Annotated in this window: 23 protein-coding genes and 1 pseudogene; 3 read left to right on the top strand and 21 right to left on the bottom strand. The window is 61.9% G+C overall.

Annotated features, from left to right (window positions below):
- Positions 1 to 18: 18 nt before the first annotated feature.
- Both N2604_RS10525 and N2604_RS10520 read left to right on the top strand, forming a co-directional pair.
- The gene (locus N2604_RS10525; RefSeq protein WP_260374648.1) at positions 19 to 765 is read left to right on the top strand and encodes a poly-gamma-glutamate hydrolase family protein; all 747 of its coding nucleotides are present in this window, start codon (positions 19 to 21) and stop codon (positions 763 to 765) included.
- 258 nt (positions 766 to 1,023) lie between these two features.
- Entirely contained in the window at positions 1,024 to 1,164 is a 141-nt protein-coding gene (locus N2604_RS10520) for a hypothetical protein (RefSeq protein WP_260374647.1), read from the top strand.
- 125 nt (positions 1,165 to 1,289) lie between these two features.
- On the opposite strand, the pseudogene N2604_RS10515 reads toward N2604_RS10520, so the two are convergent.
- From N2604_RS10515 to N2604_RS10460, 12 genes and pseudogenes are all read right to left on the bottom strand, one after another.
- A pseudogene (locus N2604_RS10515) lies at positions 1,290 to 1,394 on the bottom strand (SAM-dependent methyltransferase); the annotation flags it as partial.
- Between the two features lie 14 nt (positions 1,395 to 1,408).
- Positions 1,409 to 2,110, bottom strand: coding sequence for an SDR family NAD(P)-dependent oxidoreductase (locus tag N2604_RS10510; protein ID WP_260374646.1), 702 nt, complete (start codon positions 2,108 to 2,110; stop codon positions 1,409 to 1,411).
- Between the two features lie 30 nt (positions 2,111 to 2,140).
- Entirely contained in the window at positions 2,141 to 2,947 is an 807-nt protein-coding gene (locus N2604_RS10505; protein WP_260374645.1) for a glutathione S-transferase, read from the bottom strand.
- A gap of 75 nt (positions 2,948 to 3,022) precedes the next feature.
- Positions 3,023 to 4,222: an ABC transporter substrate-binding protein gene (locus N2604_RS10500; protein ID WP_260374644.1), complete on the bottom strand. Its 1,200-nt coding sequence runs from the start codon at positions 4,220 to 4,222 to the stop codon at positions 3,023 to 3,025.
- Between the two features lie 73 nt (positions 4,223 to 4,295).
- Entirely contained in the window at positions 4,296 to 5,456 is a 1,161-nt protein-coding gene (locus tag N2604_RS10495; protein ID WP_260374643.1) for an iron-containing alcohol dehydrogenase, read from the bottom strand.
- 90 nt (positions 5,457 to 5,546) lie between these two features.
- Positions 5,547 to 6,557 (bottom strand): nitronate monooxygenase family protein, encoded by a 1,011-nt coding sequence (locus tag N2604_RS10490; protein WP_260374642.1) that lies wholly within the window; start codon positions 6,555 to 6,557, stop codon positions 5,547 to 5,549.
- Positions 6,558 to 6,576: 19 nt separating this feature from the next.
- Positions 6,577 to 7,764: an acetyl-CoA C-acyltransferase gene (locus N2604_RS10485; protein ID WP_260374640.1), complete on the bottom strand. Its 1,188-nt coding sequence runs from the start codon at positions 7,762 to 7,764 to the stop codon at positions 6,577 to 6,579.
- 13 nt (positions 7,765 to 7,777) lie between these two features.
- Positions 7,778 to 8,908, bottom strand: a complete 1,131-nt coding sequence (locus N2604_RS10480; protein WP_260374639.1) for an acyl-CoA dehydrogenase family protein — start codon at positions 8,906 to 8,908, stop codon at positions 7,778 to 7,780.
- Between the two features lie 25 nt (positions 8,909 to 8,933).
- Positions 8,934 to 10,115, bottom strand: a complete 1,182-nt coding sequence (locus N2604_RS10475) for an acyl-CoA dehydrogenase family protein (RefSeq protein ID WP_260374638.1) — start codon at positions 10,113 to 10,115, stop codon at positions 8,934 to 8,936.
- A gap of 11 nt (positions 10,116 to 10,126) precedes the next feature.
- The gene (locus N2604_RS10470; protein ID WP_260374637.1) at positions 10,127 to 10,864 is read right to left on the bottom strand and encodes an SDR family oxidoreductase; all 738 of its coding nucleotides are present in this window, start codon (positions 10,862 to 10,864) and stop codon (positions 10,127 to 10,129) included.
- 46 nt (positions 10,865 to 10,910) lie between these two features.
- Complete coding sequence (locus tag N2604_RS10465) at positions 10,911 to 12,455, bottom strand: class I adenylate-forming enzyme family protein (protein WP_311739957.1); 1,545 nt, start codon at positions 12,453 to 12,455, stop codon at positions 10,911 to 10,913.
- A gap of 63 nt (positions 12,456 to 12,518) precedes the next feature.
- Complete coding sequence (locus N2604_RS10460) at positions 12,519 to 13,157, bottom strand: 2-hydroxychromene-2-carboxylate isomerase (protein WP_260374635.1); 639 nt, start codon at positions 13,155 to 13,157, stop codon at positions 12,519 to 12,521.
- 207 nt (positions 13,158 to 13,364) lie between these two features.
- Here N2604_RS10460 and N2604_RS10455 point away from each other — a divergent pair, with 207 nt between their 5' ends.
- Complete coding sequence (locus tag N2604_RS10455) at positions 13,365 to 13,847, top strand: helix-turn-helix domain-containing protein (protein WP_260374633.1); 483 nt, start codon at positions 13,365 to 13,367, stop codon at positions 13,845 to 13,847.
- A 534-nt stretch (positions 13,848 to 14,381) separates the two neighbouring features.
- Here N2604_RS10455 and hemA read toward each other — a convergent pair.
- The 9 genes from hemA to N2604_RS10410 all read right to left on the bottom strand — a co-directional run bounded on the left by hemA (position 14,382) and on the right by N2604_RS10410 (position 22,679).
- A complete protein-coding gene (gene hemA / locus N2604_RS10450) occupies positions 14,382 to 15,611 on the bottom strand; it encodes a 5-aminolevulinate synthase (protein WP_260374632.1) in 1,230 nt (409 codons plus the stop codon).
- A 218-nt stretch (positions 15,612 to 15,829) separates the two neighbouring features.
- Positions 15,830 to 16,063, bottom strand: coding sequence for a DUF6894 family protein (locus N2604_RS10445; protein WP_260374631.1), 234 nt, complete (start codon positions 16,061 to 16,063; stop codon positions 15,830 to 15,832).
- 227 nt (positions 16,064 to 16,290) lie between these two features.
- Complete coding sequence (locus N2604_RS10440) at positions 16,291 to 16,746, bottom strand: hypothetical protein (RefSeq protein ID WP_260374630.1); 456 nt, start codon at positions 16,744 to 16,746, stop codon at positions 16,291 to 16,293.
- Positions 16,747 to 16,751: 5 nt separating this feature from the next.
- Positions 16,752 to 17,147 (bottom strand): cytochrome o ubiquinol oxidase subunit IV, encoded by a 396-nt coding sequence (cyoD, locus tag N2604_RS10435; RefSeq protein WP_260374629.1) that lies wholly within the window; start codon positions 17,145 to 17,147, stop codon positions 16,752 to 16,754.
- Positions 17,144 to 17,776, bottom strand: coding sequence for a cytochrome (ubi)quinol oxidase subunit III (locus N2604_RS10430; RefSeq protein ID WP_260374628.1), 633 nt, complete (start codon positions 17,774 to 17,776; stop codon positions 17,144 to 17,146). The genes cyoD and N2604_RS10430 overlap by 4 nt, the downstream gene beginning before the upstream one ends.
- Positions 17,773 to 19,755, bottom strand: a complete 1,983-nt coding sequence (gene cyoB, locus N2604_RS10425) for a cytochrome o ubiquinol oxidase subunit I (protein WP_260376201.1) — start codon at positions 19,753 to 19,755, stop codon at positions 17,773 to 17,775. The genes N2604_RS10430 and cyoB overlap by 4 nt, the downstream gene beginning before the upstream one ends.
- A gap of 2 nt (positions 19,756 to 19,757) precedes the next feature.
- Positions 19,758 to 20,636 carry a ubiquinol oxidase subunit II gene (gene cyoA, locus N2604_RS10420; RefSeq protein WP_260374627.1) on the bottom strand — a complete coding sequence of 293 codons (879 nt, stop codon included), beginning with the start codon at positions 20,634 to 20,636 and terminating at the stop codon, positions 19,758 to 19,760.
- A 1-nt stretch (position 20,637) separates the two neighbouring features.
- Positions 20,638 to 21,666 carry a heme o synthase gene (locus N2604_RS10415; RefSeq protein ID WP_260374626.1) on the bottom strand — a complete coding sequence of 343 codons (1,029 nt, stop codon included), beginning with the start codon at positions 21,664 to 21,666 and terminating at the stop codon, positions 20,638 to 20,640.
- A 56-nt stretch (positions 21,667 to 21,722) separates the two neighbouring features.
- Entirely contained in the window at positions 21,723 to 22,679 is a 957-nt protein-coding gene (locus N2604_RS10410; protein WP_260374625.1) for a 3-hydroxyacyl-CoA dehydrogenase NAD-binding domain-containing protein, read from the bottom strand.
- Between the last annotated feature and the right edge of the window lie 18 nt (positions 22,680 to 22,697).

Raw genomic sequence — 22,697 nt, 5'->3', positions numbered from 1 at the left:
GCACGCCGCGACTGGCTCTTGATCATTCAAGCCGACTGCACGGAGATCGGTGATATGCCACGAGGACCCGACAAATATGATTCCATGACTGCTCTGTACGATGATCCGAACAACGTCGAAGGGATGGCATATGGAAAGAGATGGCTACGTCATGAGTGGCGCCAACTGGTGGAAGAACAGGTTACGGACAACACGGAAACACAAAAGATCATCATGGCCCTCCACGGAGGTGGCATTGAGACCGGCACAAGCGAGATCGCTCTAGCTACGGCCGGCTATCATCCGGCTACGCTGGCGACCGCAGTTGATGGTCTTGGATTGCATGACCTCTGGCTGTTTGAAGGGTTGTTGCCCTCCAGCAACGGCGACCTGCATGTGACGGCTTCCCACTACGATGAGCCAATAGCCACGAAGTTGGTTGAAAACGCTCAACGTTGTATCAGCTTGCACGGCTGTACGGACACCCAGGCGAATGGAAGACTTCAGCTCGGGGGACTGGACGACGAGTTGCGCGATATCGTTCTGGAAGAATTGGATGCTGCAGGAATCCCGGCCGAGGTTACCAGCAACCCGATGCTTGACGGCAGTCTCCCAGACAACATCGCAAACAAGACAAGAATTGGCGGCTGCGCCCAACTCGAGATGGGAACGAGCTATCGTAGAAGCTTGTTCGGGATCAACACAAGGCGACAGCGAAAAAACACGACGAACGCTCAATTTTGGCTACTGGTTGACGCTTTGCGTAAATCCATGAGCCGCGTATGAGCCGTTCCCTACTCGGACGGAATAGCCAGCAGCTTATTCGAACCGGGCACGACGGCTTAGAAAATCGATTTTCCAAGCCCAGGTTACGCCGTCGTCCACCGGCCGTCTCAGGAATGAGCACCCAGACGGCGCGACGTCGAGGCGGACCGCGACACCGCTGAGGTCCGGGCTCGGTGCCGGATAACCAAACCAGCGCACTCGCAACTCTGAGCTCTTTGATCGTTGCCGATTTGCCGATGCGCGCTTTCAGAAGGCGGCATGCACGAGCGTGGCATCAATGCGCTCTACTTTGTCATCGACATCATCATGTTCAACTTGAATTCTGTGCCGTTTCGCGACGCCAAACGAATCGACTTTTATCGCACCATCGCCGCCACGTGGTCCGCGAGAAGGGCATGACCTAGTCTAGGCTGTGTACCCATTAATCTCCCGAGTCGCTGGAGGCCCCAGAACCGGACAATCGGCAATCACCAATTTTCATGCGGTAGCGCGCGTCTTGGAAGCTGCGGACGCCGCCGGATGCGCTAAGCCGAGGCGGGAGGAACATTCAGTGCTGTGCGTCCGACGAGGCTGGCTTTCAGCCCGAGACGGTCCAGAATCCGACGCGGCACGGGACAGCGCGGCCCATGACGACACGCCTCGACTACCAGCTCTCTCCGAACGGTCGGAGTTCAACATTGAACGACCATGCGCTGCGATGCTGGTGGACGACGTGCCAGATCTCGTCCGCGATGGCGCGCGGCTTGATAAAGAAATCGTCCGGCCGATCCGGCCAGCGTTTCCGTGTCCACTCGAGATCAATCACGGCATCGACGACGACATAGGCGACGTGAACGCCCTGTGGCCCGAGATCGCGCGCCATCGCTTCGGCCAGGATTCGCTGCGCCGCCTTGGTCGGCGCGAAGCCGGCGAAACCGGCTTTGCCGCGCAGGGCCGAGGTGTTTCCGGTGGCAACGATCGCGCCCTTTCCGGCCGTCACCATCGCGGGGACGAACCGCCGCGCCAGATACAATAGTCCCATGGTGTTGACCTGGAAGTTGCGATTCAGGATCGATGGATCGATCTCGCGAAATGTGCCGAACGCACCACCAACGGCGTTGTGGATGACCACGTCGGGATTGCCGAGATCGCGCTCCACGGCCAACCCCACCGCTTCGACCTGCTCGGGATCAGAAACATCGCAGCGGAATCCTTTCGCACCCGGCAGTTCCTTCTCCAGGGCAGCGAGACGTTCCTCGTTCCTGGCGAGCAGAGCGAGGCGATAGCCACCCTCGGCAAACCGCCTGGCGAGAGCGGAACCTGTGCCAGGTCCTACACCGGATATCAGGCAGATAGGCGCAGTCATGCGATTAGTCCTCCACGTTCGGCCGGCAGGTCAGTTGCCAGCCTTCGCCAGCAGCTTTTCAACGTATGGCTTCAGATCAGGCTGGAAATGCACGTGCTCGACGAGACGGGTGAAATGAGCAAAAGTCAGCGGATAGTCATCCTGGACCGCCGGATGCAGGATTCTCCCCAGCCCAAGCTTGCACAGCTGATCGGCCCGCGCATGCTCGTTCATGAAAAGCGCGAGCTCCGCAGCGAAGCAGATGTCGGCCAGCGATAACCCCGTGCCCACCAGCGCCTCGCGCTGCTGCGACAGCGCCTGCTCGATGCCCGAAGCATAGATCGCAAACGCCTCCTGGGCTCGCGCATGGACGGCGGCATCGACCGTGTCGCTCGATAGCGCCAGGAGGTAAATCTGCGAATCCCTGGCGAAGACCAGGCTGACATCGAGAAAGCTGTCGATCCTCGACGCCTCATAGGCGTCGCGACCATAGAGCGCGGACTTCGACTCGCCGAGCCGCGCCACCGCCCGCATGATGCTGTTCGACTCGAAGATCCCGATTTCGCCATTAGGCCCGAAAGCGGCGGGCACGTTGCCGAACGGCTGCGCTGCCATAAACGCATGGGTCTTGAAGAGTTGCGAACCGGTCAGCCCGACTCGACCGGTTCGCGCCAGCGAAGAAAGCGAGGTGCGTTCATGCTCCGCCAAAGGATGAGCGTTATAGTCCCATAACCAGTCCCGCAGCTCCTTGGGCGGAGCTCCCCTGACCTCGACCTCCACGCCACAGAAGCGCGCCGCGATGGTTGCTTTCCAAACCCGGGGGTTCGGCAAGTAGGAGAATATCCGCAAGTCAGCCATGGTGGATTCCTCCTGATCGTCTCCGGCCCTAGTCGGGCCGCACCTCAAGGCCTAGAACGTCATGGGGCGGATAGGTCATTCCGAGCTCGCGTCAAGAATCCCACCGAACGATTCCCACCGGCTTCCGGTCCAGCGCTGAAGTTGCAGCTGCGTCCAGACCATGTTGTTGGCTTCGCTGGTGTTGATCCGGATACCTGGGAGTGCCGTCGACAATGTGAAGTTCTTCAGCGACTTCGCCTGCTTGATGACGTTCTCGCGCGAGAGGTCGTCGCCGCACTGCTTGAGGATCTGCTCCAGCAGCATGCCCTGCTGATAGCCGGTTAGATAACTCGTATTGGTGATATCGGAGCCTGCCAGATAACGATCGAAGAAGGCGCGATAGGCCTTGATTGCCTCGTCGTCCTTCCAGCTCTCGTCGTTGGGATCCTTGTTGAAGGTGCCGACGATGACGCCCGCGGAATTCTCAAGCCCTGCCGGTTTGATCGTTCCGGCGATCGACGATGACGGGAAATTGATCAGGATCGTTGGCTTCCACGCCGTCTCGGCGGCGCGGCGGATCGCCTGCGCGGCGAACTTGGGCGTGCCCGCGATGAACAGCGCCTGCGCACCCGAGCTCTTCAGCGCTACGACTTGCGAGTCGATCGTCGGCTCGGTGACCTCGTAGCTGGCGATGACTACGCGCTTGTCGAACTCGGGGCCGAGAACGGCCTTGAACGCGTTGACGTAGTCGCGGCCGAGATCGTCATTCTGGTAGAGAATGGCGTATTTCGCCGAGGGCAACGCGCGCGTCAGATATTTGGCATAGATCTTTCCTTCGGTGTCATAGCTGACGAGGCCGGTGGTGGTCAGCGGATAATCCTTGACACTGGTGAACTTGCTCGCGCCTGTGACGATTGCGATCGTCGGCACGCGCTTGGCGGCAAGATACTTTGCCACGGCAGTGTTGCCTGCGGTACCGAGCTGGCTGAACATGAACGCGACTTCGTCGCTTTCGACGAGTTTCCGTGCATGCTCCACCGACTTCGGCGGGCTGTAGGCGTCATCCAGCATCAGATAGTCGATCTTGCGTCCATTGATGCCGCCGCGATCGTTGACCGATCGCATATACGCCAGCACGCCATGCCCGACCTGGCCAATCGAGGAAGCGGGCCCGCTGAGCGGAAAGATGCCGCCGATCTTGATGCTTGTCGCGGTGACACCGACCGGATCGGCTGCCCAGCAGGGCGCGGATGTCGCAATCAGGAGTGCACAAGCCAGTCGGATGCCTCTAAACATTGCGTATTCCTCCAAGGTTGCTTTTGCACGCGGCCTTCCGTGCGGTCGGCCATGACGGAAACTTGGCGCTTCTTCAGGCGGCCAGCTTGAGTATCTTGACGATGTCGTCGGGCTCACGGATCGGCTGCGGATTGGCCCGTGTGAAGATCGACAGCATGGCGTTCTTGCCGATCAGCTCGAAACGGTCCTCGGCTACGCCGACATCGGCGAGCCGCCGCGGCAGGCCGAGCTCCGCGATGAAGGCCGCGAAGGCTTCGCCGGCATCACGGCCGGGCGCGCCGAGCGCGGCGGCGACCGATTTTTGAGCCGCTTGCGTGGCCGGCAGATTGTAGTGCAGCACACTCGGCATCATCACTGCGGTGCAGAAGTAATGCGGCACGTCACAGGTTCCTCCGAGGACATGGCCGATGGCATGGCTGGCGCCCATCGGAACGCGCGACTGCAGGCCGAAGGCGGACATCCAGGACCCCAACTGGCAGCTCAACCGCGCTGCCTCGTCGTTCGGATTGTCCCTGGTGCGACGGAGCCCGTCGGACAGGTAGCGCAGGCCCTGCTGGCACACGGCATCGACGAGCACATTGGGACGGCTGGAGCAGATCGCCTCGATGCCGTGATCCATTGCGCGCGTGCCGGACCCAAGCCAGAGCTTCTCCGGGGTGTATTTCGTGATCGCAGGATCGAGGATGATACTTCGCGGCATCATCATCGGGTGATTGAAAATCTGCTTCAGCTTGCGGCCGGAGTCGGTGACCAGCGCGCCTGAATTGTATTCACCGCCGGAGAGCGTGCTCGGGATGGCGATCATCCGCACCTTCGGGGTTCGGAATGGCCCAAAGCGGCGGTCCGGCGTGGTCTCAAACCCATCGAGCCCCATCGGCTCAAAGATCTCGTGTTCCATGCACATCAGCACGATCTTTGCCGCATCGACCACCGAGCCGCCGCCGATTGCAACGACCAAGTCCGCCTTAGCGTCCTTGGCCTGCCGGGCAATCTGCGTGACCACGTCCCGGGTCGTGTGCTGCGGCACCCCGTCAAAGGTCGCGGCATGGCGCGCGCCGAGCGCGGTCCGGATCTTCTCGATCTCGTCGGTCGTGGTGTTGAGCGTGCGGCTCGCGATCAGATAGACCCGCTTCGCGCCCAGCCGTTCGGCCTCCTCTCGCAGTGCCTCCGCTGCCGGCTTGCCGTAGATCACGGATTCCATGGTGGGATATTGATGGCTACCGACGACGGGCATGCTCTTCCTCCCTGGGTTTTCGTTCGTGCGGCGCCAGCATCGTGACGCCGTCAGCCATCCCGGTCTTGACGCACTCGTATTCGCCGCATTTCAGGCGACCGCGCGTGCCCGCTGCGTCTCGACCATTCCGTCGAGAAAGCCAGTCAAGCGCTGGCGAATGATCGCTTCAGCCTCCGCCATGATGCGGTCGATCAGCTCCTTGACGGTCGGGATGTCGTGGATCAGCCCGACCACCATGCCGCAGCTCCACGCCCCCGCATCCATCTGGCCGTCAACCATCACCTTGGGATAAACGCCGGCGACCTGGTCGAGGATGTCGTCGATCTTCAGGCTTGCGCCCTTCTTGCGCTCGATCTCGAGCAGCTCGTCAACGCCCTTGTTCCTGAGCACGCGCTCGGTGTTGCGCAGCGCGCGCATCACCAGCACGGTGTCCAGCTCGGTCGCCTTGACCAGCGCCTGCTTCACATTGTCGTGGACCGGGGCTTCCTTGGTGGCGACGAAGCGCGTGCCCATGTTCATGCCGGAGGCGCCCATCGCAAGCGCGCCGACGAGGCTGCGTCCATCCGCCATGCCACCGGAGGCGACGAAGGGGATCTTCAGCTCATCCGCCGCCCGCGGCAGCAGGATCATGTTCGGGATGTCGTCCTCGCCGGGATGACCGCCGCACTCGAAGCCATCCACGCTGACGGCGTCGCAGCCGATCTTCTCCGCTTTCAGCGAGTGCCGCACGGAGGTGCATTTGTGGATCACCTTGATGCCCGCCGCCTTCAGCGCCGGCATGTAGGCTTCCGGGCTGCGGCCCGCAGTCTCGACCGCCTTGATACCGCCCTCGCGAATCGCGGCGATATATTCCGGATAAGGCGGATCCGACAGCGTCGGCAGGAAGGTCAGGTTCACGCCGAACGGCTTGTCGGTCATGTCGTGGCAGCGCGCGATCTCCCTGGCGAGGAGCTCGGGCGTTTTCTGGGTGAGGCCCGTGATGATGCCGAGACCGCCGGCATTCGACACGGCCGCAGCCATCTCGGCGAAGCCGACATAGTGCATGCCGCCCTGGATGATCGGATGCTGGATGCCGAACAGTTCGGTGATTGCTGTCTTCACGTGAAAACTCCGTTTCCGATCAGTGGACGATTTCAAACAGGCCCGCCGCGCCCATGCCGCCGCCGATGCACATGGTCACCACGCCGTACTTAGCCTTGCGCCGCCGGCCCTCGATCAGGAGGTGGCCGGTCAGCCGCGAACCCGTCATGCCATAGGGATGACCGATCGCGATCGAGCCGCCGTTGACGTTCAGCTTGTTCGGATCGATGCCGAGCTTGTCGCGGCAGTAGATGACCTGAACCGCATAAGCCTCGTTGAGCTCCCAGAGATCGATGTCGTCGATCTTGAGGTTGTGACGCTTGAGCAGCCTCGGAATTGCTGCGACCGGGCCAACGCCCATCTCATCCGGCTCGACGCCGGCGGCGACGAAACCGCGGAAGATGCCGAGCGGCTTCAGGCCCTTCTGCGCGGCGATTCTGTCGCTCATGATCACGCAGGCCGAAGCGCCATCCGACAGCTGGCTGGCATTGCCTGCGCTGATGGTCTTGCCCTCGAACACCGGCTTGATCTTGGCAAGGCCTTCCGCCGTGGTATCCGGCCGTGGGCCTTCATCCCGGCTCAGCGTGACCTGCTGATAACTGATCTGCTTGGTGTCCCTGTCCACCACGGCCATCTTCGTCGTGATCGGAACGATCTCGTCGTTGAAGCGGCCGCCCTGCAAGGCCGCGCCGACCCGACGCTGGCATTCGAGCGAGTATTCGTCCTGCTGGTCGCGACCGATCTTGTAACGCTCGGCGACCACTTCGGCCGTCTCCAGCATGGACATGTACATCTCCGGCTTCATCGCCACGAGATCCTGGTCGATGGCATGGAACTTGTTCATGTGATCGTTCTGCACCAGACTGATCGACTCGATGCCGCCGCCGATTGCGATCTCGACGCCGTCGAGCATGATCGAGCGCGCCGCGACCGCGATCGCCTGGAGGCCGGAGGCGCATTGCCGGTCGATCGTCGTGCCGGCAACCGTGACCGGCAGGCCGGCGCGGATCGCACCCTTGCGCGCGACGTTCATCACCATGGTGCCCTGCTGCATGGCGCAGCCCATCACCACATCTTCGACTTCGCCCGGCGCGATGCCAGCGCGCTTCACCGCCTCGGCCATCACGTGACCGGCCAGCGTCGGACCATCGGTATTGTTGAGCGCGCCGCGATAGGCCTTGCCGACACCGGTACGCGCGGTGGATACGATTACTGCTTCAGTCGTCATGTCTGCCTCTCTGCTAGGCGGCCGCATCGAGCTGCGCGTAGCGCAACAGGTGGAAGGCGGGATCGCCGAACTGGATGTTGATGGAGGATATCCGCTTGAAATAATGCCCGACGTTCAACTCGTCCGTCATCCCCATGCCGCCGTGCAACTGCACCGCCTGGTCGGCGACGAACTTGCCGGCATAGCCGATCTTCGACTTAGCGCCGGACGCCAGCCGCGAGACGCTGGCTTCACCGCCGCCGAGGCTCAGCGCGAGGTGCTGCATCAGGGACAGCGCTTCCTGATGAGCGATGAACATGTCGACCATCCTGTGCTGCAACACCTGGAAGCTGCCGATCGTGGCGCCGAACTGTTTTCGCGTCTTGGAGTATTCCAGCGTCGCCGAGTTCAGCTCGCCGATCGCGCCTACCGCTTCGGCACAAAGCGCACCGATCGCGCGGTCGCGACACGCTTCGAGCGCTACAACGCCCTCGCCTTCCCGGCCCAGGAGCTGACCGCGGACCCCGCGCAGGCCGATATCGGCGGCGCGGCGGCCGTCGATAGTCCGAAAACTCTGCAGATCGAGATTTGCGGCGCGGCGATCGACCACGAACAGGCTGACGCCGCCGCGATCGTGGCGATGGCCGGATGTCCGGGCGGAGACGATCAAATGATCTGACCACGGTGCGGCCAGCACCGCCGTCTTCTCGCCGGTGAGGACGAAGTCGTCGCCGTCCCGCTTCGCCGTGGTGGTGACGTTGGCGAGATCGAAGCGCAACCCCTTCTCGGTCCAGGCCAGCGCCCACAACTTCGCGCCGGCAACGATCTCGGGAATGAAGGCCTGCTTCTGCGCGTCGGAGCCGATTTGTTCAATCAAGCCGCCGGCCACCACGACGGTCTCGACAAATGGCTCGACCACGAGGTGACGGCCGAACTCCTGCATGATGATCATCGTCGACAGCGGACCGCCACCGAGGCCGCCGACCTCCTCCGAGAATGGCGCGCCCAACAGCCCGAGTTCCGCGAAGGCCCGCCAACGCTCGCGGCTGTACCCCTCTTCGCTCGCGAGGATCTTGCGGCGCGCGTCGAAATCATACTGGTCGCGCAGCAAGCGCTGGACGCTGGATCGGAGCAGCTCTTGCTCTTCCGTGAACTGGATATCCATCCGATTTCTCCCGTGCCGCCGTTCGCTAGAGACCGAGCACGGCCTTGGCGATGATGTTGCGCTGGATCTCGTTCGATCCGCCGTAGATCGAGAGCTTGCGCGCGTTCAGATATTTCTCCGACGCGGTGTGACCGTAGTCCGGCCCCGGCATGAAATGGTTGGCGCTGACGGGATGCTCGCGAATCGCCAGCCCGTAATTGCCGATCGCGCGATGGGTCAGCTCGGTGATGTCCTGGAAGATCTCGGTGCCGCGGATCTTGAACAGCGAGGCCGCCGGCCCCGGATCGATGCCGCGAGCCATTTGGGCAACGACGCGCAGCTCGGTTGCCTCCAACGCCAGCACATCGAGCTCGACGCGGGCGACGTCCTTCACGAATTCGAGATGCGCCGGATCATCCTCTGAAATCTCCGCCTTCACAATCTTCTTCAGGTTCGCGATGTAGCGCGTCGAGCGGCCGATGCCGGCCATGCTGGTGCGCTCATTGCCGAGCAGGAATTTGGCGTAGGTCCAGCCCTTGTTCTCCTCGCCGATCAGGTTTTCGACGGGCACGCGGACGTTCTCGAGGAAGACGTCATTGACCTCATGGGAGCCGTCGATGGTAATGATCGGCCGCACGGTGACGCCCGGCGACTTCATGTCGATCAGCAGGAACGAAATGCCGGATTGCGGCTTTGCGGCCGGATCGGTCCGCACCAGGCAGAAGATCCAGTCGGCGTGCTGCGCCAACGTGGTCCAGGTCTTGTGCCCGTTGACGACGTAGTGGTCGCCGTCGCGCACCGCCTTGGTGCGGACGGTGGCGAGATCTGATCCCGAGCCGGGCTCCGAATAGCCCTGGCACCACCAGTCCTCGCCCGAGAGAATGCGGGGAAGAAACTTCTTCTTCTGCGCCTCATTGCCGAACGTATAGATGACGGGACCGACCATGGTGACGCTGAACGCCAAAGGCGGCATCGTACCGGCGCGCGTGGTCTCCTGCTCGAAGATGTAGCGGCGGGTGATGGACCAGCCGGGTCCGCCATATTCCTTGGGCCAGAGCGGCGCGATCCAGCCCTTCTTGTGCAGGATGCGATGCCACAGCAGCATCTGCTCCTTGGAAAGGTCGGTCTCCGGATTTGGAACGCGCATTTCAGCCGGATAATTGTTCTTGATGAATGCGCGGATTTCGTCGCGAAACGCCGCATCGTCCTGGGACAGCGCGAGCTCCATCGGAGCGCTCCCTACCACTTCTCGCCGAAGGGACGGATCTCGAGCTCGAACGTCCAGGCGCTCTTCGGCTGCTGGTAGAGCTGCCAATAGGACGCGGCCACTGACGCTGGCGGCATCAGCAGGTCCGGATCGTCGAGCGCATTGGGGCCAAGCGCTTCGAGCCGGCGCTGCCGCACCCATTCGGTATCGACGCCCGAGTCGATGATGAGATGCGCGACATGGATGTTCTTCGGCCCGAGTTCTCGCGCCATCGCCTGCGCGACCGCGCGCAGGCCGAACTTTGCGCTGGCGAAGGCGGCATAGCCAGAACCGCCGCGCAAGCTCGCAGTCGCGCCGGTGAAGAAGATGTTGCCACCCCCGCGCGCCAGCATCAGCCGGGCTGCTTCACGCCCCGCGAGGAAGCCGGAATAGCAGGCCATTTCCCACACTTTTCGGAACACCCGTTCGGTGGTCTGGAGAATCGGGAAGTTGACGTTGGCACCGATGTTGAAGATACAGACCTCGAGCGGCGCGTGCTTGTCGGCATCGTTCAGGAAGGAGATGATCTCCTCCTCCTTGCGTGCATCGAGCGAGCGGGCGTGGATCTCGCCGCCGGCAGCCTCGATATCCTTGACCAAGGGCGCAAGCTTGTCGCCATTGCGACGGCCCGCGAAGACCGTGAAGCCCTCGGACGCGAACTTCTTGGCAATCTCGCCGCCGATGAAATCACCGGCGCCGATCACCGCAACCGTCCTGTTTCTCTTCTGCATGGGACTTCTCCAGCCTTGTGACTTATTGAAGCGATCTCGCCCGCGCTCAGTTGCGGAGCGATTCCGCGAGCTTGTGCTTCAGCAGCTTGCCCGTCGACGTGGCCGGCAGCGCGTCCATGAGGATGATCTCGGACGGTCGCTTGTAGGAGGTGAGCTCAGGCGCGACATGCGCCATCACGTCCTGCGCGGTTGCCGAGGAGCCCTTGAGCAGCTGAACGAAGGCCACGATCTCTTCATTGCCCGGAACCGTCCGACCGACCACGGCGCATTGCACCACGTCGGGATGAGTGCTCAACACCGCTTCGATCTCGGCCGGATAGACATTGAAGCCGGAGCGAATGATCATCTCCTTGGTGCGGCCGACGATGAACAATGCATCTCCCTCGAAGCGCGCCAGGTCGCCTGTGTTGAACCACCCGTCCGGATCGATCGCCTTCGCCGTGAGGTCCGGCGCGCGGTAATAGCCGAGCATCACGTTCGGTCCGCGAACATGCAGTTCGCCGATGTCGCCGTTGGTGATTATGACGCCATCGCGAGCCACGATTCGGGCTTCGATACCTGGCACGAGAGTGCCGACCGAATTGTCGCTGCGCGGTGCCTCCGCCCGAACGCCGGAAATGCCGGGCGAGCATTCGGTGATGCCGAAGGCGTTGCCGAGAGGAAGACCGAGCTCCTTCTCGACCCGCGCTTTGAGCTCGAGGTCGAGCGGCGCACCGGCGACGCTCATCAGCCGCAGCGCGCCGCGCTCCAGCCTCTGTAGGCCCGCCGTCTGCTTGTATTCGAGCAGCCGCTGGTAGGTCGCGGGGACGCCGTTCAGGAGCGTGATGCCCTCTTCTGCCAATGCCTTGGCAAGGGCGGCGGGATTGTATTTGGTGACCAGCCGGGTGACCGCACCGACCATGAGTGTCATCGTCAGAAGCGAGATGCCGACAATGTGCGAGATCGGCAGCACGCAATACTGCACGTCGTCCGCGGTCATGCTGCGCAAGGTCGCGGTGGTCCGGGCCGAGAACAGCAGGTTCCGGTGCGTGAGCATGACGCCCTTCGGCGTTCCGGTGGTTCCGGACGTGTAGATGAGCACCGCCACCTGGCGTGCGCCGTCGGTCTCGACCGGCTCGGCCTTGGTTTCCCGGTTCAGCGCAGACACGCCGATGCCGTTGAGCGGCCCGACATCCTGCAGCGGAGCCTCATAACGCGTCGCGTGCGCGGCCGCCTCTTCCGAGACCCTTGCTGTGAAGAACATGCGCCGGGCGCCGCTGTGATCCCTGATCTGGTCGAGCTCGCGCGGCGAAAGCCGCGGGTTGGCAACGATCGCCCAGGCATCGAGCCGGCTTGCGGCGAGCAGGAGACAGGCCAGCGGGATCGAATTCTCGCTGACGAGCATGATGCGATCGCCGGCGCGGATATCGAGCGCGCGCAGCGCATCCGCGGTGGCACCGACCGCCCGGTCGAGTTCGCGATAGGTCAATTTGGCGTTGTCATCGATCAGCGCTGTCCGATCGGGCGTGGCGGCAGCATAGGGGTCCATCACCTCATGGATGCGGCGCGGCAATACATTTAGAATCTCGTCTGCAGCTTGCTGCCAACTCACCAATGACACCTCCCCTTGCTGGGCCCTCTCCGGGCTCGATTTATCTGGAAAGCTGATGCGCCCTCAGGCGGTCTTGCGTTTCTCCGCGCTCAGTTGCGCAAGGATTTCGTCTTCCACCTCGCGCAGGCTGTCCTTGCCAAAATAGATCTCGTTACCGACAAAGAAGGTCGGGGAGCCGAACGAGCCGCGCGCCACGGCGTTGCTGGTGTTCTCGATCAGCTTCTTTTTGACCTCGTCCTGCTGGGCGCGCGCGATGATGCGATCGATGTCCAGCCCGGATGACAGGAAGGCGGCGCGGAATACCTGCTGATCATCCATCTTCTTGGGCTCGACCCACATGTGGTGATAGGCGGCGCGGAAGTAGGGTTCAAACAGCCCCTCGATCTCCGCGGCCACAGCGCCGCGCATGAGCGCAAGCGTATTCACCGGAAAGAACGGGTTCATCGTGAACTTCGTGACGTTGTGCCGACGCAGGAAACGCTGGGTCTCGAGCGCATTATATCCCGGCTTGTTCTTGATCCCGCGCAGCGACTCGGCGGGCGACATGTTGCCGGTCGCCTTGTAGACGCCACCGAGCAGCACCGGCACATAGTCGAATTTGGCTCCGGTTCGTTGCTCGATTCCGGGCAGCGCGAGCTCGGCGAGGTACGCGTTAGGGCTGCCGAAATCGAAGTGAAACTCGACCTTGAGCGAGGCTGCCATGGAACGCCCTTCCCTTCGACGGCAGCGATTGTTCGCCGCCCGATTGATCCTGGCGCGAGTGTTAAGGTTCTATTTCAGAACTGTCAATATGATGATCATCATCCTAACGAGGAAGCACAGATGGAAATCACTGCATCCTATTGAAATGTAGTGAGTTCTAATTTAGCATTTTATTTTTGGGATACGAGAGATTCGTCGGAGACGCTGATGAAATGGGATGCCCTCGAGGAAGAGCCTTGCTCACTGGCCCGCACCGTGGCGGTCATCGGTGACCGCTGGAGCCTGCTCATTCTGCGCGAATGTTTTCTGCGTATCCGGAGGTTCGACGAATTCCAGTCCTCGCTTGGCGTGACCCGGCACCTGCTGGCCGACCGGCTGAAGAAGCTGGTGCGCTTCGGTGTGCTGCGCAAGATTCCCTATCAGGAAGCGCCCAAGCGCTATGAATACATCCTGACGCAAAAGGGTCTCGACCTCTATCCGATCATCATGTCGATCGTGCATTGGGGCAACGTTCACATGGTCGACTCGCGCGGACGACCGTTGCTGCACGAACACAAGAACTGCCACAAGATGTTTGATCCCGTCATGGTCTGCTCGGAGTGCGGCGAGCCGCTGACGGCGAAGGCGGTTCACGTCCATCCGGGCCCCGGCGCGCGGAAACCCACACGCACCGGCGCAGCCGCACGATAATCGCGAGTAACATTCACCACTGACGCGGCTCAGCAGTCGCCGGCCGAACACCAGCATTGCCTCGGATGAACCAGTAGTCGGAAACAGATTCGTCAGTTCCGCTGGGCAGACCAATACCCCGAGCAACGCGCGCCTCCCGAATAGCCGCTCCACGTTCCCCGACCGGTATGGCTCGAGAGCCGACCTGAGCCGGACGCATATTTGTCCGAAACGGTCACCGAAGCGCGGACGGCGCCCGAGCGCGCCACATGGCCCCTGAACCTCACGAGGTTGGGATGTGTGACGACCCCGTCAGTGATATTGACGGAGAACGTGTAGGTCGGATCGCACGCGCCCCTTTGCGTCACGAAGAGAAGGTCCCAAGAGCCGTCGTAAACTGTGCGGGCCTGTGCGACCGATACGGAGGCGACCAGGCAACTTGCGGCGATCGTATGAGTGAGAAGGTTTTTCATTGTCTGCTCCATGTGTGTTTTGGCCAATCGCCTCGGTTTGCAGATATCAATACGGCGCATGCCGCCGAGCACGCATGGTTGATCACTCAGCAGCAAGGGCGCGGTGTCGCAACGGCAATCCGACCCGCCCCCATACACCCAGCAGCGCTTGCGCTAGCGCATCAATCATCCCGTCATCGTGATATGGCGTTGGCGTGATGCGGAGCCGCTCGGTGCCGCGCGGGACAGTCGGATAGTTGATCGGCTGGACATAGATGCCGTGCTCGGCCAGCAGGAGATTGCTCGCTTCCTTGCACTTCTCCGGATCGCCTACCAGCAGCGGCACAATGTGCGTCTCGCTGGGCATGACCGGCAAGCCGGCCGCATTGAGCACAGACTTGACCTGTGCTGCGCGTTCCTGATGACGGTCACGCTCCCATTGTGAAGACTTTAGGTGCCGGATCGCGGCGGTAGCGGCGGCGCAGACCGCAGGGGGCAGCGCGGTGGTGAAGATGAATCCGGGTGCGTAAGAGCGCACCGCATCGATGATATCAGCATTCGCCGCGATGTAGCCGCCCAGACAGCCGAATGCCTTCGCCAGGGTGCCCTCGACGACGTCGATCTTGTGTAATACACCTTCCCGTGCGGCGATGCCGGCACCTCTCCGGCCGTACATGCCGGCCGAATGAACCTCGTCAATGTACGTCATGGCACCGTAGTGCTCCGCGAGCTCGCAGATGCGCTCGACCGGCGCGACGTCGCCGTCCATCGAGTAAAGCGCCTCGAATACGATCAGCTTCGGCCGGTCAAGTATCTCCGCCGCCAGCAATTCTTCGAGGTGATCAACGTCATTATGGCGCCAGATCTTCTTTTCCACGCCGGCGCGCCGCACTCCCTCGATCATCGAATTGTGGTTCCAGGCGTCGGAGAGGATCAAGCAGTTCGGCATCAACTTGGCGATCGTCGCGATGCCAGCCTGGTTGGACACGTAGCCCGAAGTGAAGACCAGCGCGGCTTCCTTGCCGTGTAGGTCTGCGATCTCGCGCTCCAATTCGACCATTGGATGATGGGTGCCGGAAATGTTCCGGGTGCCGCCCGCGCCAGCACCCATGCGGGTCGCGGTTTCGACCATAGCGCCAATGACCTTCGGATCCTGGCCCATGCCGAGATAATCATTCGAGCACCAGATCACGATTGGCCGAGGCCCATCCGGAGAATGCCATAGTGCGTGCGGAAAACGTCCGGCGATGCGCTCGATATCGGCAAACACGCGGTAGCGATGTTCGGCGTGCAGCCGAGCAAGCGATGCGGAAAAGAAATGATCATAGGTCATCGTGCAACTCCGCCTGGTTTCGCTCCCGATTGCACTTCGTCCACATCGGGAGCCACTGAGCCGATCCGACCCCCGAAAGAGGCGGCCGGTCCCCGGGAGGAGAAAGGACCGGCCGCGGAGAGCCCGACGGGACAGGGAGGGAGACACGTGCCGGGAACTAAAAGCTCACCATTCGGCGAAGCCACGCTGTCGGCGATCGTATTGCACTTACGCTGACTTCAATGCGGCTTGCCGAGGACGAACATGAAGGGAACAACAAAAAGCTCATCGCCCTGGTCGTCGCTGACATGCAGGACCCAGTCACGCCAATCCTCGAGGCTGCGCTCATTGATGAACGATTGCACGAGCCGGGTCGCATGATCGCGCGCCTCGGCGAGATCGCTCACCTCGGCGCCATGGTGATCGAGAAACACCTTCTTCGTGGTGGAGCGGTGGAAATATACCTGGGTCATGTCTGTCCTCCTTCGAACTGTGCTTGGTCATCGCCGGCGGAACGAGCCAATGTGTTATGGAGGATTTCCCTGACCCCAGCTTTACCGCGGTTGCGGGGTTTTTGTCATGGATTGCTATCGATAAAGGTCGGCCTATCCGGCTGATGCGCCCGTGACATTCGAACGTCAGTTCCACTGGGCAAACGCGATGGTGTCCCTCAACGCGTGGCCTGTACTAGTATCCGCACCTAAAGCTGCCGGTCACGCATCTCGTCGAATTCCTCACGACAGGCCTCGCTGAATTCGCGCAACAGATCAATGGATCCGCATTTTGCCATGTCACGCAGTTCGCCGAAGCTCTTGTCCGGTTCCAGATAGGTATCCATGATCGTCTTAGCGATGTGCTCGGCGCTCCGCACGACCGGCTTGGAGGACAGCACTCGCATCCTGTTGAGCTTTGCGTACAGCGCAACCAGTCCCGGGGCACCGTTGCTGACCTCATGATGCTGAAGCGCATCGATGTGACATCTCGCGGCTTCCTCGATGAAATCCCTGTATAGGATCTGTCGCCGGTTCTTCTCGTGAAGCAACCATTGCGCGCGGACCTGGCTACGGTGGTTCAGCCAATTGGCCACCCCGCTCGTCAGGCCGCCAATAGTTGCGCCGGAGAGAGCCGCGAGTGCAGAGATGATGGAAGCGTCCATCTGGTTCAGTGCCGCATTTGCAAATTCATCATCTCGCCATGCGCCATCATGTTCTCATTCAAGTTCGCCATGATCACGAGCGATCCCGCGAGAACCAGAAATACGATGAGCACGCCAAATGCGAGCGCCAGGACATTGTGAGTGCTGTCCGGTCCCGTGGTGATATGAAGAAAGAAGACCAGGTGCACCCCCATCTGCGCGATGGCCAGGACAGCGAGCCCGGCCGGCACGCCGGGAGCCCAGATCGCCGAGGTGTTTGCTACCCAGAAGGACGTCGCCGTCAGGATCGCCGCCAGCAGCAAACCGATCGTGTACACGAGAACGCCGGCAGACGCGCTTCGCTCCGCGGCCGGGATCGCCGGCCTGTCTCCCGGTGCAACATCCCAACGCGTGTCAGTCATGGAAGGACTCCCATCAGGTAGACAATCGTGAATATCAGGACCCAGACGATGTCGAGCGCGTGCCAGAACAGGGAGAAGCAGTGCAGGCGGCGCACCACGACCGCTTGAAATCCCCTCAGCGACAGCTGAACCATCATGAGGACCAGCCAGACCAGTCCGATCGCGACGTGCAGCCCGTGACATCCCACCAGCGTGAAGAAGGCGGAAAGAAATGCGCTGCGTTGCGGCGATGCCCCCACCGCAATCATGTCCTGAAATTCCCGGACTTCGAGATTGAGAAATGCCGCACCCAGGAGGATGGTCACCACGGCACCAAGTAAGGTGCCGAGCTGATGGCGCGAAATGATGGCCAGCGACATCAGTCCGCAGCTGTAGCTGGAGAGCAGCAGAAGAGCAGTCTCCATCGCAGCGTTGCGCTGATCGAACAACTGGGCGCCGGTCGGGCCCCCCGCACTCGCCTTTGCGAGCACGGCATAGCTCGCAAATAGCGCCGAGAACATCACGATGTCGCTCAGCAGGAAGATCCAGAACCCAAAGCCGGCGATGATTCGTTTGGGCGCGGGCCCCGCCTCGCTGACATCAACCAGTTCGGTTGTGCGGACAGCATTTGCGTCGACCAGAACGTTCATAGCGAGACCTCTACCTGATGTACCCGATCGAACTGGCCGAGCTGTTCTGCCGGAATCTCGACTTCGTCCTCCGCGCGGAACATGAAGGCAAGCCACGTTACGGTTGCGCCGAGAAGTCCGACGCCTGCCAGCCACCAGATGTGCCAGATCAGGGCGAAGCCGGTGATCGTTGAGAAGAACGCGGTCGCGAAGCCTGCCGGGCTGCTCCTGGGCATTTCGATCGGCTCGTACCTGCGCTGCCGCCCGACCACGCCCTGTTTCGCGAGCACGCGCTGTTTCCCGGCCCAGAATGCATCGATGTCATTGACGCGCGGCAGGACCGCGAAATTCCAGGCCGGCGGCGGCGATGCGGTGCCCCATTCCAGGGTGCGGCCGTTCCACGGATCGCCCGTCGTGTCGCGCAGCTGTTCACGACGGCGAATGGACACCACGAGCTGAACGACTTGGCAGACGATCCCGGCCATCACGATGACCGCGCCCGCCTCGGCGACCAGCAGCCAGGGCTGCCAGGCGAGGACATCATAGTGCTGCAGCCGGCGGGTCATCCCCATCAGCCCGGTCACGTAGAGCGGCATGAACGCAAGATGGAAACCGATGAACCAGCACCAGAACGCGGCAACGCCCCAGCGCTCATCCAGCTTGAAGCCGAATGCCTTGGGAAACCAGTAATTGTAGCCGGCGATGGCCCCGAACAGGACGCCCGGGACGATGACGTGATGGAAATGGGCGACCAGGAAGACACTGTTGTGCACCTGCCAATCGACCGCCGGCAACGCCAGCAGGACCCCGGTCAGGCCGCCGAACACGAACGTCATCATGAAGCCGATCGTCCAGAGCACCGGCACCGTGAACCGGACGCGACCGCCGTACATCGTGAACAACCAGTTGAACACTTTGACGCCCGTCGGCACCCCGATGATCATGCTCGTGATACCGAAGAAGGCGTTCACGCCTGCGCTGGCGCCCATCGTGAAGAAATGATGCAGCCACACGGTGTAGGAGAGCACGCAGATCGCCAGGGTCGCACCGACCATCGAGCGATAACCGAACAGCGTCTTTTCGGAAAAAGTCGCGCTCACCTCCGAATAGATGCCGAATGCCGGAAGGACAAGGATGTAGACTTCGGGGTGACCCCAGACCCAGAACAGGTTCACGTACATCATTGCGTTGCCGCCGCCATCCAGCGTAAAGAAGTGAAAGCCGAGGTAACGGTCGAGTAGCAGCATTGCGAACAGCGCGGTGAGAACCGGAAAGGCGGCCACGATCAGGAGATTCGAGGCGAGCGCAGTCCAGCAGAACACCGGCATGCGCATGTAGCTCATGCCCGGGGCCCGCATCTTCAGGATCGTGGTGACGAAATTGACGCCGCTCAACAGGGTCCCGATGCCCGAGATCTGTAGGGACCAAAGGTAATAGTCGACGCCGACGCCTGGCGAGAATTGCAGCTCGCTGAGCGGAGGGTAGGCAACCCAGCCGGTCTTTGCGAACTCACCGACGAAGAGAGAGAGGTTGATCAGCAAGATTCCCGTCGCAGTCAGCCAGAGGCTCGCGGAATTCATCGTCGGGAACGCCACGTCACGGACGCCGAGCTGCAGCGGCACGGCAAAATTCATCAGCCCAATCACGAGCGGCATGGCCACGAAGAAGATCATGATCGTGCCATGCGCCGAGAAGATCTGGTCAAAATGCTCGGGCGGCAAATACCCCTGCGCACCGCCGGCGGCGACCGCCTGCTGCGTGCGCATCATGATTCCGTCCGCGAAGCCGCGCACGAGCATGAGCAGCGCAAGGACGATATACATCACGCCGATGCGCTTGTGATCGACCGATGTGATCCACTCTCGCCAGAGATATGGCCAGTATCCCATAACGGTGATCCATGCGAGAGCCGCCAGGACGACGGCGCCGACGCTAGCCACCGTTCCCATGATGATCGGCTCGTGAAACGGAATGGCGGTCCAGTCGAGTTTGCCCAACAGGTTCATCGTTCTGCCCTCTTGGATTTGGGATAAGCGACGCAGAGCCCAGCGTCCGGCTGCGTCGCAGCACTCATGATATCGGTGAATAGGCCGCCCACGACCGACCGATAGGTAAAGGGCAAAACCGCCCTGCTCGGCCTGACCAGCACGGCATAGGATAGTGCGTCAAGGACCGGGCCGGCGTTGCGCGTTGCAGCCACCCATTGCGCAAAGCTGTCGGGCGCCACCGCGTCGACCTTGAAGACCATGTCGGAGAAGCCCGCGCCGCTATAATTCGCCGACATCCCACGATATGTGCCGGGATCGTCAGCCCGCAGATTCAGGCGCGTCACCATTCCGGCCATGGTGTAGATCTGGCCGGCGAGCTGCGGCACGAAGAAGCTGTTCATGACGCCCGAGGACGTCAGCTCGAAGCTGACCGGCGTGCCGACCGGGATGGTCAGATGATTAACGCTCGCGACACCCTGCTCCGGATAGATGAACAGCCATTTCCAATCGAGCGAGACGACCTGGATCTTCAAGGGCCTGGTGGAGGAGGCAATCGGCTTGGGCGGATCGAGGTCGTAGGCGCCGATCCAGGCGACGGTGCCGACAAGGAGCACGGTCATCAGCGGGATCGACCAGACCAGCATCTCGATGCGGCCGGAATAGACAAAATCCGGCCGGTAGCGTGCCCGCTCATTGGATGCACGGAACCAGAAAGCAACGCCAAGAGTCGCGAGCGCGACCGGGATCACGATCGCCAACATGACGCCGGTCGCGTTGAACAGAATTTGCCGCTCGGCAAGCGCAATTGGGCCCTTGGGATCCAGCACGCCCCCATCGCAGCCGCCGAGCATCGCGGCCGCCAGCAGGAGCAGGGTGAACGAACCGTACCGCATCTCACGCCTCCCGAACGCTGAAGGTGCGCACACTGTGCATGGCGCCAGGCTGTTGCGCGGTCAACGACGATACGTTCGATCGGGCGTCCAGCGCGGGACGTGTCGGCGCCGGTGCATTGTTGTGGTCGGCCAGAAGGCTTGCGAACAGCAGGAACAGATAGGCGATGGAGAAGACAAACAGCCCGTGAGCGGCGCGGCGATCCGTTGCAGCGCTGATATTCAGGTTCAATGCGAGTAAGAGAAAGAGCGCACCACCTAAGGCGACGACCACACCGTAGAACATGCCTGCAAAGCCAAGGCCGACGGGCAGCTCCGACGCGAGAACGAGAAGCGCGCTGTAGATGAGGATCTGCCGCGTTGTTGCCTCACGTCCTGCAACGACCGGCAGCATGGGAACGCCGGCACGTGCATAGTCATCGGAGCGGTTGAGCGCGAGCGCCCAGAAATGCGGCGGCGTCCAGAGGAAGATGATGAGGAAAAGCGCCAGCGGCTCGATCCCGATTTGGCCCGTCGCCGCGGCCCACCCAATCACCGGTGGAAGCGCGCCAGCTGCACCGCCAATGACGATGTTCTGCTTTGTTGTCCGTTTCAGCCACGCCGTGTACACGGCGACGTAGAAGAGAATGGTGCAGGCCAATAGCGCCGCCGCCGCGAGATTCGTCACCAGGGCGAGTGCCATGACGGCGGTGATGCCGAGCACAACTCCGAAAATGAGCGCCTCGGTCTTCGAGACCTTACCGCGAGGAATTGGCCGCAACGCGGTGCGCAACATAACCGCGTCGATATCGGCGTCGTACCACATGTTCAATGCGCCGGCGCCGCCGGCGCCGGCCGCGATGGCCAGAATTGCGATGAAGCCGGCAAGTGGCTCCAGGCGTATCGGCGCGAGCATCAATCCGACGAACGCCGTGAACAGCGCGAGCGCCATTACACGCGGCTTGGCCAGACTGATGAATTGGCGTGGCCGCTCCACCCAGCCGGACCGTGAGGTCAGCCGAAGGCGCGACACCGAAATCGCGATGCTGATCATGGTTGATTCCTCAGTAAAAGGCGATCGGCTCGTTGACGCAGCTGTTCGTCGCGACGTTACGGAGCACGCTTCTCCGAACGCCTGGCGCGCAGTTCCAGCAGGCCGAGAAGAGTTTCATCTCTCTCTGCTTCGAGCTCTTCGATGCTGCGCGATCCGACCTCGGCATGAACGCCGTCGATCAGCTTCCTCTGCACCTCTGGAGTCAGCTCGGGCATACCGAGGGTCTTCCACGTTGCGGTAAACGGACCGGCAAACTGGTGCAAGAAATGCTCGATGCCGCCCGGGCCGCCGCCGAGATGGTTGAGCATCATGTTGCCCATGATGCCCCAGCGCAGACCCGGACCCCAGGACAAGGCATCGTCGACGTCCGCAGCGCTCAGCACGTCCTCTGCAACGAGGTAGTAGACTTCTCGCGCCAGTGCGCCCTGCAGGCGGTTGGCGACATGGCCCGGCATTTCCTTGTTGAGCCGGACGGCTTTCTTGCCGATCGACTTGTAGAACGCGATCGCGCGCTGGATCGTCTGTTCCGAGGTCCTGGTCCCGCCGACGACCTCAACCAGCGGAATCAGGTGCGGCGGATTGAAGGGGTGACCGATGACGCAGCGCTCGGGATGCAAAGCTGCGCCCGACTGAATGTCGCTCATCTTGATCCCGGACGAGCTCGACGCGATGATCACATCCGGCGGCAGCAGCTCGTCGAGCTGCTTGTATAGTTTCTGCTTGAACTCTAGCCGCTCGGGTCCGTTCTCCTGGACCAGGTCGACACCGGCGACCGCTTCGGCCAGGTCGGCCGTGAACCTCAGCTTCGCCTGCGACGCGCCAGGCGACAGGCCCAGCCTTTCGAGCGCCGGCCAGGCCGACTTCACGAACTTGCGCAGCGCGGATTCCGCGTCGGGTGCGATGTCCGTCGCGACGACTTCGAGTCCCTTGGCGAGGTACTGCGCGGCCCAGCTGGCGCCGATCACGCCAGTGCCGATGATTGCGACGCGACGAATGGGTTTGGTATTGGTCATGGGGTGCTCCGATCTGTT

It is taken from the genome of Bradyrhizobium sp. CB1015 (genome assembly GCF_025200925.1).
Lineage (GTDB): Bacteria > Pseudomonadota > Alphaproteobacteria > Rhizobiales > Xanthobacteraceae > Bradyrhizobium.
This window is presented reverse-complemented; position numbering and strand designations above follow the sequence as displayed.

What these genes read in the sequence shown, in the direction of transcription:
- N2604_RS10520 (WP_260374647.1), top strand. Translation starts at nt 1,024, where the DNA reads ATGCACGAGCGTGGCATCAATGCGCTCTACTTTGTCATCGACATCATC.
- N2604_RS10510 (WP_260374646.1), bottom strand. Translation starts at nt 2,110, where the DNA reads ATGACTGCGCCTATCTGCCTGATATCCGGTGTAGGACCTGGCACAGGT.
- N2604_RS10505 (WP_260374645.1), bottom strand. Translation starts at nt 2,947, where the DNA reads ATGGCTGACTTGCGGATATTCTCCTACTTGCCGAACCCCCGGGTTTGG.
- N2604_RS10500 (WP_260374644.1), bottom strand. Translation starts at nt 4,222, where the DNA reads ATGTTTAGAGGCATCCGACTGGCTTGTGCACTCCTGATTGCGACATCC.
- N2604_RS10495 (WP_260374643.1), bottom strand. Translation starts at nt 5,456, where the DNA reads ATGCCCGTCGTCGGTAGCCATCAATATCCCACCATGGAATCCGTGATC.
- N2604_RS10485 (WP_260374640.1), bottom strand. Translation starts at nt 7,764, where the DNA reads ATGACGACTGAAGCAGTAATCGTATCCACCGCGCGTACCGGTGTCGGC.
- N2604_RS10480 (WP_260374639.1), bottom strand. Translation starts at nt 8,908, where the DNA reads ATGGATATCCAGTTCACGGAAGAGCAAGAGCTGCTCCGATCCAGCGTC.
- N2604_RS10475 (WP_260374638.1), bottom strand. Translation starts at nt 10,115, where the DNA reads ATGGAGCTCGCGCTGTCCCAGGACGATGCGGCGTTTCGCGACGAAATC.
- N2604_RS10470 (WP_260374637.1), bottom strand. Translation starts at nt 10,864, where the DNA reads ATGCAGAAGAGAAACAGGACGGTTGCGGTGATCGGCGCCGGTGATTTC.
- N2604_RS10460 (WP_260374635.1), bottom strand. Translation starts at nt 13,157, where the DNA reads ATGGCAGCCTCGCTCAAGGTCGAGTTTCACTTCGATTTCGGCAGCCCT.
- N2604_RS10455 (WP_260374633.1), top strand. Translation starts at nt 13,365, where the DNA reads ATGAAATGGGATGCCCTCGAGGAAGAGCCTTGCTCACTGGCCCGCACC.
- hemA (WP_260374632.1), bottom strand. Translation starts at nt 15,611, where the DNA reads ATGACCTATGATCATTTCTTTTCCGCATCGCTTGCTCGGCTGCACGCC.
- N2604_RS10445 (WP_260374631.1), bottom strand. Translation starts at nt 16,063, where the DNA reads ATGACCCAGGTATATTTCCACCGCTCCACCACGAAGAAGGTGTTTCTC.
- N2604_RS10440 (WP_260374630.1), bottom strand. Translation starts at nt 16,746, where the DNA reads ATGGACGCTTCCATCATCTCTGCACTCGCGGCTCTCTCCGGCGCAACT.
- cyoD (WP_260374629.1), bottom strand. Translation starts at nt 17,147, where the DNA reads ATGACTGACACGCGTTGGGATGTTGCACCGGGAGACAGGCCGGCGATC.
- N2604_RS10430 (WP_260374628.1), bottom strand. Translation starts at nt 17,776, where the DNA reads ATGAACGTTCTGGTCGACGCAAATGCTGTCCGCACAACCGAACTGGTT.
- cyoA (WP_260374627.1), bottom strand. Translation starts at nt 20,636, where the DNA reads ATGCGGTACGGTTCGTTCACCCTGCTCCTGCTGGCGGCCGCGATGCTC.
- N2604_RS10415 (WP_260374626.1), bottom strand. Translation starts at nt 21,666, where the DNA reads ATGATCAGCATCGCGATTTCGGTGTCGCGCCTTCGGCTGACCTCACGG.
- N2604_RS10410 (WP_260374625.1), bottom strand. Translation starts at nt 22,679, where the DNA reads ATGACCAATACCAAACCCATTCGTCGCGTCGCAATCATCGGCACTGGC.